This window comes from Streptomyces sp. N35 (assembly GCF_016464295.1).
Lineage (GTDB): Bacteria > Actinomycetota > Actinomycetes > Streptomycetales > Streptomycetaceae > Streptomyces.
Genome location: NZ_JAEIMH010000015.1, coordinates 1 through 6,213, shown reverse-complemented (window position 1 = coordinate 6,213; position 6,213 = coordinate 1). Strand labels below are relative to the sequence as shown.

General features: G+C 71.4%; 6 protein-coding genes. 1 reads left to right on the top strand and 5 read right to left on the bottom strand.

Annotated elements, in window-relative coordinates; translation table 11 throughout:
* From JAO81_RS11035 to JAO81_RS11015, 5 genes are all read right to left on the bottom strand, one after another.
* Positions 1–2,027 (bottom strand): polynucleotide kinase-phosphatase (locus JAO81_RS11035; protein ID WP_233415203.1); only part of this gene is annotated, 2,027 nt, incomplete at its 3' end.
* On the bottom strand, positions 2,024–3,556 hold the full coding sequence (locus JAO81_RS11030) for a 3' terminal RNA ribose 2'-O-methyltransferase Hen1 (protein WP_199547612.1): 1,533 nt from the start codon (positions 3,554–3,556) through the stop codon (positions 2,024–2,026). The genes JAO81_RS11030 and JAO81_RS11035, both read right to left, overlap by 4 nt.
* A 145-nt stretch (positions 3,557–3,701) precedes the next feature.
* Positions 3,702–4,406, bottom strand: a complete 705-nt coding sequence (locus JAO81_RS11025; RefSeq protein WP_199547611.1) for a hypothetical protein — start codon at positions 4,404–4,406, stop codon at positions 3,702–3,704.
* Positions 4,407–4,474: 68 nt separating this feature from the next.
* On the bottom strand, positions 4,475–4,756 hold the full coding sequence (locus JAO81_RS11020) for a hypothetical protein (RefSeq protein ID WP_165336854.1): 282 nt from the start codon (positions 4,754–4,756) through the stop codon (positions 4,475–4,477).
* Between the two features lie 68 nt (positions 4,757–4,824).
* The gene (locus tag JAO81_RS11015; RefSeq protein WP_165336855.1) at positions 4,825–5,004 is read right to left on the bottom strand and encodes a hypothetical protein; all 180 of its coding nucleotides are present in this window, start codon (positions 5,002–5,004) and stop codon (positions 4,825–4,827) included.
* Positions 5,005–5,247: 243 nt separating this feature from the next.
* On the opposite strand from JAO81_RS11015, the gene JAO81_RS11010 reads away from it, so the two are divergent.
* Entirely contained in the window at positions 5,248–6,171 is a 924-nt protein-coding gene (locus tag JAO81_RS11010; protein WP_199547610.1) for an LLM class F420-dependent oxidoreductase, read from the top strand.
* Positions 6,172–6,213: the final 42 nt, after the last annotated feature.

Sequence of the window (6,213 nt, the reverse complement as noted above, 5' to 3'; positions counted from 1 at the left end):
CCCAGACCGCCCGTGGTCCAGCAGTAGCGCGGGTACGCCTGGGTGACCGCGGAGGCCCCCGCCGCCCGTTCCCGCTGCCTGGTCAGCAGCTCGCCCGCGTCGACCCCGCGCGCGACCGCCGCCTCCAGTGCGGCGACCGCCCCGGGGAAGACCGCTCCGGCCGCCGCGCCCACGGCCGCGTACTGCGACCGCAGCAGGCCGGGGGCCTTGAGTGACCAGGGCAGCAACTCCGCGTCGAGCAGCACCCAGTCCGTGCCGAGCTCGTCCCAGAGCCCGGCCTCGTCCACCGCTTCCCGTACGCGCCGCAGGATCTCCTCCGTGACCGTGGGGTCGCTGAAGAAGGGCCGGCCTGTACGGGTGTAGAGGGATCCGGTCGGTCCGTCCACGCCGAAGCGCTCGCGCGCGGCCGCCGCGTCGCGGCAGACCAGCGCCACGGCCCGCGAGCCCATGTGCTTCTCCTCGCACACGACCCGCTCGACCCCGTCCGCGGCGTACTGCGCGAAGGCCTCCGCCGGGTGCTCCAAGTAGCCCTCGACCTTTGAGGTCGCGGTGGGCGCCATGGTCGGCGGCAGGTACGGGACCAGGCGCGGGTCGACCGCGAAGCGGCTCATCACTTCGAGCGCCGCGGCCGCGTTCTCCTCGCGGACCGAAACCCGCCCGTGCTCGCCGGTCTCCACGATCCGGCGGCCGTGCACGTCCGCCAGGTCGAGCGGCCGGCCCTCGTGCCCGCCGGGTGCCTCGGACGCGAGCGGCCTGACCGGCTCGTACCAGACCTTCTCGGCCGGTACGTCGACCAGTTCGCGCTCCGGCCAGCGCAGCGCGGTGAGCTTGCCGCCGAAGACGGCGCCCGTGTCGAGGCAGATGGTGTTGTTGACCCAGCTCGCGGTCGGCACCGGGGTGTGGCCGTAGACCACGGCGGCGCGGCCGCGGTAGTCCTCGGCCCACGGGTAGCGCACGGGCAGGCCGAACTCGTCGGTCTCGCCGGTGGTGTCCCCGTACAGGGCGTGGCTGCGGACGCGGCCCGAAGTGCGGCCGTGGTACTTCTCGGGCAGCCCCGCGTGACACACCACGAGCTTGCCCTCGTCGAGTACGTAGTGACTGACGAGGCCGTCGATGAACTCCCGCACCTCGGCGCGGAATTCCTCGCTCTCGCCGTCCATCTGCTCGATGGTCTCGGCGAGGCCGTGGGTGTGCTGGACGCCGCGGCCCTTGAGGTAGCGGCCGAACTTGTTCTCGTGGTTGCCGGGCACGCACAGCGCGTTGCCCGACGTGACCATGGACATCACGCGGCGCAGGACGCCCGGGCTGTCCGGTCCGCGGTCGACGAGGTCGCCGACGAACACGGCCGTACGTCCCTCGGGGTGCACTCCGTCCTCGTAACCCAACGTGCCGAGCAGGGTGTCGAGTTCGGAGCGGCAGCCGTGGATGTCGCCGATGATGTCGAAGGGGCCTGTGAGGTGGGTGAGGTCGTTGTAGCGCTTCTCGATCGAGATCGAGGCGCCCTCGATCTCCTCGACGCCGCGCAGGATGTGCACCTTGCGGAAGCCCTCGCGCTCCAGGCCGCGCAGCGAGCGGCGCAGCTCGCGCTGGTGGCGCTGGATGACGCGGCGGGGCATGTCCGCGCGGTCGGCGCGGGTCGCGTTGCGTGCGGCGCAGACCTCTTCGGGGACGTCGAGGACGATCGCGATCGGCAGCACGTCGTGCTGCCGGGCGATCTGGACGAGCTGCCGGCGCGACTCGGTCTGCACATTCGTCGCGTCGACGACGGTGAGCCGTCCCGCGGCCAGGCGCTTGCCGGCGATGTAGTGCAGGACGTCGAACGCGTCGCCGCTGGCGCTCTGGTCGTTCTCGTCATCGGCGACAAGACCGCGGAAGAAGTCGCTGGAGAGCACCTCGGTGGACTTGAAGTGCTTGCGGGCGAAGCTGGACTTGCCCGAGCCGGTGGAGCCGATCAGGACCACGAGGGACAGATCGGTGACGGGCAGGACGCGGCCCGCGCGCGGTGCGTCGGTCAGGTTCTCGGTCATGCGGCCTGCTCTCCCTTCGTGGTGGTGCCGGTGATGGCGCTGGTGCCGGTGGTCGTGCCAGTGGTGTCGGTGCTGCCGGTGATCGTGAAAACGGCCATCTGTGTGGGCGGCCCGACCTCCGGGTCGTCCGGTCCGACGGGCCGGAACTCGACGGCGTAGCCGTGCCGTTCGGCCACCTGCCGTGCCCAGTCCCGGAACTCCTCACGGGTCCACTCGAAGCGGTGGTCGCTGTGGCGTACGTGCCCGGCGGGCAGCGACTCCCAGCGGACGTTGTACTCGACGTTCGGCGTGGTCACGAGCACGGTCGCGGGCCGGGCCGAGCCGAACACCGCGTATTCGAGCGCGGGAAGGCGCGGCAGGTCGAGGTGTTCGATGACCTCGCTGAGCACGGCGGCGTCGTATCCCTTGAGCCGCTTGTCCGTGTACGCGAGCGAGCCCTGGAAGAGCTGGACGCGCGAGGCCTGCCGCTCCCCCATCCGTTCCAGCTTGAGCCGGCGGGCGGCGATGGTGAGCGCGCGCACCGACACGTCGACCCCGACGATCTCGGTGAACGACGCGTCCTTGAGCAGCGCCTGCACCAACTGGCCCTGACCGCAGCCCAGGTCGAGCACCCGGTGCGCACCGCACGCCTTGAGCGCGTCGACGATCGCGTCCCGCCGCTGCACGGCGAGCGGGACCGCCTTCTCCTCCGCATCTGCCACTTCGTCGGCGGAGCTCTCCTCGCCGACGGCGTTGTCGACCTGTTCGACCTCGAGTCCGTCGAGGTCGGCGAGGCGCACCAGCTCCAGACGCTCCATCGCCTCACGCGTCAGCGACCAACGCCGGGACAGGTAACGGCTGGTGATCAGCTTGTGCTCGGGGTGTTCGGCGAGCCAGCCCTCACCGGCGCGAAGGAGCTTGTCGACCTCGTCGGGCGCGACCCAGTAGTGCTTGGCGTCGTCGAGCACCGGCAGCAGCACGTACAGGTGCCGCAGCGCCTCGGCGAGGACCATGTCGCCTTCGAGTACGAGCCGTACGTACCGCGAAGCACCCCATTCGGGGAACTGGGTGTCGAGCGCCACGGACTCGGCGGTGACGTTCCAGCCGAGCGGCGCGAAGAGCTTGGTGACCAGCTCGGCGCCGCCGCGCGCGGGCAGCGCCGGCACCTCGATGCGCAGCGGCAGCACCTGCCCGACGAGCTCGGGCTTCGCGGTGCACACACCGCGAAGGGCGGACTTGAACACCGAGCTCAGGGCCACGGCGAGCAGCGAGGAGGCGGCATACGGGCGGTCGTTGACGTACTGCGCGAGCGCCGCGTCGGGCGCACCGCCGCGCCCCTTGCCCTTCCCCTTGCGGACGAGCGCGATGGGATCGATCTCCAGGAGCAGCGCCGCCGTGCACCGGTCCTCGTCCGCCTCGGGGTAGAGCACATGCGCCCGGCCCTGCGAGGTGCTGAACACCTGGGCGTTGTCGGGATGCTTGTGCAGAAGGAAGCCGAGGTCGGTCGCGGGGCGGTCCGGGGTGCCGGTGGTGGAGATCGTCAGGAACACGGTGGTTGCCTCGATACGGGGGCGTCTCGGACGCCGTCTGAGTGGGTGCGCCCGGAGCCGGGCGTCCGCTCAACGTACCCCGGACACCGCGCCGACCTGCAGGGATTTTCGGCCCGTACGCGACGGCCCCATGGTCCCGGCGGCCTCAGTACCGGCGGCGGATCGACCGTACGACCGCCGCATAACTGAACGCGGCGAGCAGCCCGGCCAGACCCGCGCCTTGCACCACGAGCTGCCAGGTTTCCGGTGCGGGAGAGGCTCCCCTCGGCGCGATGCGCCCCTTCGGGTCGTACACCATCGCGATCGACTCCCCGGGGGACACCGAGGCCGAGCACCCCCGCCACAGCCGCCGCTGCACCGGCGTCCCGTCCCCGTACCGCACGGAGCACAGATACCGGTCCTCGTCCTCGCCGCTCACGTCCACCGCGGTGACCACGACCTGGACGCGTTCGCCGCGCCCGGCCAGGGTGAGCTCCGTCGCCGCCTGCGGTACGACCATGGCCAGCGCGATGCCGAGGCCGGCGACGATGCCGCCGATGAGCCGTCCGGCGCGGGTGACGAGCAGATACAGCGTGAGCGCCAGCACGGCGACCACTCCGGCGGCGACGGCCTTGGACGAAGGCAGCCCGGCCAGTACGGCCGCGACCGCGCAGCCGATGACGGCGAGGGTCCCGACGGCCGCGACGGCGATGCCTTCGATCCTCAGCCACAGCGGCGGCGGGAGGGCCGCGCGGCTCGGACGGCCCCGGATTTTGCCGGCGAGAAGGTGACTTGTCCGGTGATGGGCGGCACGTCGGGAACGGTCGGCGCTCTCTGCCGATCCGTGCTTGCGATGCCGTCCGTCTGTCACCCGTGCATTATGCAAAACCGGAGGTCAGAAGGGGAGACGGCCGGGTTTTCCGGCCTCGCCGACGGGCCTTACATGGAGGCGAAGAAGAACAAAGAGGGCACGATCTGTGCCAGTACCGCCGCCGCGATGCCCATCAGGAGACCCGCGAGATGGAAGGTGCGGCGGCGGGAGACGTCCCCGTTCTTGGCCTCGACGACCAGGCCGACCAGCGCGACACCGATGGCGATCGCGCCGGCCGTCGTGGCGGAGAAGAACTGGATGCCCAGCATGAGCACGGCGGCCGCGCCGACGAGGACGCTGGCCACGGCGTGGATCCAGCCCGTCACACTGCTGCCGCGCGTCTGCGCCATCTCCCCCACCTGTGGTCCGCGGGCTCGGCGCCCGTGCGTTCGGGCCGTCACCCTAGCGGACAGGGGTGTCAGTCCCGCCGGGTGTCCTCGGTGGGGGTGCGGGGGGCGGACTGGAGATCGGCGTCGAGCTGGGACAGGTCCGCGTTGAGCGCGGCCATCAGTTCTTCCATCTGCTGCAGCAGACCCTTGGGGCGGCCGCCCTGGGCGGGAATCTCCGTGACCTGTTCCGGCGCGGCTTCCTGGGACATGACGGCCTCCTCGGCCTGCGCTCCGTCCAGTGGGGCGGAGCAGTTCGTGCAGGCGACGCCCGGGCAGCGTGCGCCGGTGCCGGGCGGTCCGGCTCCGCCCGAGCCAACGATCACCCCCAGGTCCGGTCACTGGCACGGACCGCTGCCGGGCTCCCAGTTGACGCAGTTTCACCCGACCGAGGAGCGCATGGACAGGCGGAGTCGGCTCGGTTGACGGGCGTTCGAGCGTGCAGGATGGAGGGCATGGATCTTCGCATCTTCACCGAGCCCCAGCAGGGGGCCACTTATGACACGTTGCTGACCGTCGCCAAGGCGACCGAGGACCTCGGCTTCGACGCCTTCTTCCGGTCCGACCACTACCTGAAGATGGGCTCCGCGGACGGCCTGCCGGGCCCGACCGACGCCTGGATCACCCTCGCCGGCCTGGCCCGTGAGACCAGCCGGACCCGGCTCGGCACGCTGATGACGGCCGGCACCTTCCGGCTGCCGGGTGTGCTGGCCATCCAGGTGGCCCAGGTCGACCAGATGTCGGGCGGCCGGGTCGAACTCGGCCTGGGCGCGGGCTGGTTCGAGGAGGAGCACAAGGCGTACGGCATTCCGTTCCCCAAGGAGAAGTTCGCCCGGCTCGAGGAGCAGCTGGCCATCGTCACCGGGCTGTGGGGTACGGAGGCGGGCCGGACCTTCTCGTACGAGGGCAAGCACTACCAGCTGACCGACTCGCCCGCGCTGCCCAAGCCCGCGCAGGCCAAGGTGCCGGTGCTGATCGGCGGCCACGGCGCTGCGCGCACCCCGCGCCTTGCAGCGCAGTACGCCGATGAGTTCAACATCCCGTTCGCCTCGATCGAGGACAGCAAGCGGCAGTCCGGCCGCGCCCGGGCGCCCCCCGAGACGGCGGGCCGCAAGGCGGACGACCTGGTGTACTCCAACGCCCTGATCGCCTGCGTCGGCAAGGACGACGCCGAGGTGGCCCGGCGCGCGGCGGTCATCGGCCGCGACGTGGACGAACTCAAGGCCAACGGCCTGGCCGGCTCCCCGTCCGAGGTCGTCGACAAGCTGGGCCGCTATGCGGAGATCGGCTCGGAGCGGGTGTATCTCCAGATCCTGGACCTGGAGGACCTGGACCACCTGGAGCTGATCTCGAAGGAGGTTCAGGGGCAGGTGGGCTGAGGCGGGGCTCGGGGGGGGTGGGGCGGGGTGAGGCGGAAGTCG

Excerpts from the sequence above, each read along its gene's own strand:
- JAO81_RS11020 (WP_165336854.1), bottom strand. The coding sequence starts at position 4,756 with ATGGCGCAGACGCGCGGCAGCAGTGTGACGGGCTGGATCCACGCCGTG.
- JAO81_RS11010 (WP_199547610.1), top strand. The coding sequence starts at position 5,248 with ATGGATCTTCGCATCTTCACCGAGCCCCAGCAGGGGGCCACTTATGAC.
- JAO81_RS11015 (WP_165336855.1), bottom strand. The coding sequence starts at position 5,004 with ATGTCCCAGGAAGCCGCGCCGGAACAGGTCACGGAGATTCCCGCCCAG.